Annotated in this window: 3 protein-coding genes; all 3 read right to left on the bottom strand. The window is 65.8% G+C overall.

The annotated features are described in order from the left end of the window. Positions 1–39: 39 nt before the first annotated feature. Positions 40–1,092: an IS110 family transposase gene (locus MJ783_RS21280; protein ID WP_255724436.1), complete on the bottom strand. Its 1,053-nt coding sequence runs from the start codon at positions 1,090–1,092 to the stop codon at positions 40–42. Positions 1,093–1,282: 190 nt separating this feature from the next. Further along, positions 1,283–1,549: a hypothetical protein gene (locus MJ783_RS21275; RefSeq protein ID WP_239313176.1), complete on the bottom strand. Its 267-nt coding sequence runs from the start codon at positions 1,547–1,549 to the stop codon at positions 1,283–1,285. 323 nt (positions 1,550–1,872) lie between these two features. Further along, the coding region (locus tag MJ783_RS21270) for a transposase (RefSeq protein ID WP_239313174.1) at positions 1,873–2,404 on the bottom strand (532 nt) is incomplete at its 5' end.

Below are 2,404 nucleotides of genomic sequence, written 5' to 3'. Positions count from 1 at the left end.
GTGGTACCCGGGACTGACACGAAAATAACGTGCACCCGGTCATGGGCAAGCCGCTGCGATGGGCTCGAAGCGGAGAGTGAGGCCGAGACGGTTGGCCTCCTTGATCATGCGTCGCATGGTTCGTTCGGGAGTGCGTGCGGAGAGGTGGCCAGCACCGAGCTCGCGGTAGGGAACCGTGTCATGCAGGATGTGCCAGATCGCGATGGCCAGTTTGTGCATGACTGCGACCAAGGCCCGTTTGCCACCTCTGCGGGTGGCGATGCGGCGGTAGAACACAGCCAGGTACGAGGTCTTGTCTTTGATGGCCGACATCGCTGCAACTCCGAGGAGCCGCTTGAGGTGGCTGTTGCCCGCTCGGGTCCGTCCGGACTTGTGCACCCCCGCTGATTCGTTCTGTCCCGGGCAGACACCGATCCAGGAAACGAGGTGGCCGGCGGTCGCGAACGGGGCCATGTCGCCGCCGGTCTCAGCGATGATGATCTCGGCAGCGAGGCGGCCGATTCCCGGGATGGTGTCGAGGTTGTCCAGGTCCTGCTGGTGATCGGTTAGCATGGCGGTGACCCGCGCGTCGAACGCGGCAGCGATGCCGCGGAGACGATCGATCTCGTCCAGGTAGTGGCGAACCATGAAGGCGTGGTGGTCGGTGAACTCGCCGTCCAGCGCCTCGACCAAGGCGGGAATCTTCGGACGCGCCTTGCCGCACGCGAGGTCGGCCAGACGGTTGGGGTCCCGTTCCCCGCCGAGCACAGCGGTGAGGATCGCGCGGCCGGTGACCCCGGTGACATCGCTGATCACCGAAGTGAGCTTCATGCCGGTGTCTTCCAGTTCCTTCTCCAGCCGCTGGGCTTCTCGCCCTACCGCGCGGACGATCTCGGTCCGGCGGCGGGTCAGATCCCGTAGTTCCCGGATCTCGCGGGCCGGCACGAAGGAGGCCATGACCAGGCCGGAGGCGCCGGCCCGGGCGAGGAACGCCGCGTTGCTCGGGCCGGTCTTGCGGCCGCGAATGCCTTTGAGGTGGGCGGGATTGACCAGCATCAGGTTCAGATGCGGCTGCAGGGTGTAGTAGACCGAGCGCCAGTAGTCTGGCGTTATCTGTAGTTTTCAAGATCGAAATTGGCGTTTCCGCAGGTCACACTGTCACGTACGCGTACGCCACGGGAGGAACAAAAGCAGCATCGAGGAGCGGCGGGCACCAGACACGCTGTCCGCTCGGCTGTCCCCGTGGCGGACGGTCTCCAGATAATCCGTCCGCCACGGCGGAAGGAACGGACAAACCGGTCCGTCACCCGCCGTCGCGGACGGTCCCCTGACGACGCCTGATTACGGAGGTGGCTTCGATGACCACTACCTCAACCCGGTGTTCCTGCAGCCAGGCCAACAGCCGCAGCACCTCGGTGCGGGTGGTGCCGAATCGTTCGGTCTCCAACGTCCAGTTCCCCGGCCGAGTCGGGCTCGGCATGCGCGCGCAGGCGAGGAGGAACCGTTTGCCCAGGTCCACCCCGGCGGACCGTAGATGGATGACCTCGTCCTTGACATCCTGCCGGGACATGCTGTTCTCCCTTCCGCGTGACACGTCCGTGTCCAGCGGGCGGCCCGGAGGGGCCAAGGGAGGAGGCAGAGTCTGACACGCGGGCTCCGGGCAGCGGGCCGCCGCTCGGGCACCAATCCGTAGTTCCCTGACCGGCCCCCATCGCCATCCTGTCAAAACGAGCTCATCGGCATCGCAGACCCAGCGGCTGACCGGGACACCCAGTCCATTTTCCTGCACCCATAGTGATCAGCACGGCGTCTCGCCCTCCTGTCAACTTTCCGGTGTAACGGTTGATGTTGGTGCTACGTGGAGACCACTACGGCGGTCACCGGGGGTGACGGCTATGTGCGGCCGGCGGACAGACGTCCATCGAAGGCCAGATCGAAGGCGTTCAGCGGCGCCTTCCAGCGGATCATCCACTTCTGCCGGCCTTGTCCGGTGGGGTCGAGGCTGATGACGGTCAGGTAGAGGTGCTTGAGGGCGGCCTGCTCGTTCGGGAAGTGGCCGCGGGCCTTCACGGAGCGGCGGAACCGTGCGTTCAGGCTCTCGATCGCGTTGGTCGAGCAGATCACGGTCCTGATCTCGGTATCGAAGCGCAGGAACGGGACGAACTCGGACCACGCGTTCTCCCACAGGCGGATGATCCCGGGGTACTTCTTCTCCCAGACGCCCGAGAACTCGGCGAACCGGTCGAGCGCGGCCGCCTCGGTCGGCGCCGTGTACACAGGCTTGAGGTCCTTCGCGAGCGCGGGCCAGTCCTTCTTGCTCGCATACCGGAACGAGTTGCGCAGAAGGTGCACGATGCAGGTCTGCACGACCGTCTGGGGCCAGACCTGCGCGACCGCGTCGGGCAGGCCGGTCAGCCCGTCGCAA

The organism is Protofrankia sp. Cj3, from assembly GCF_917627355.1.
Lineage (GTDB): Bacteria > Actinomycetota > Actinomycetes > Frankiales > Frankiaceae > Protofrankia.
This window is presented reverse-complemented; position numbering and strand designations above follow the sequence as displayed.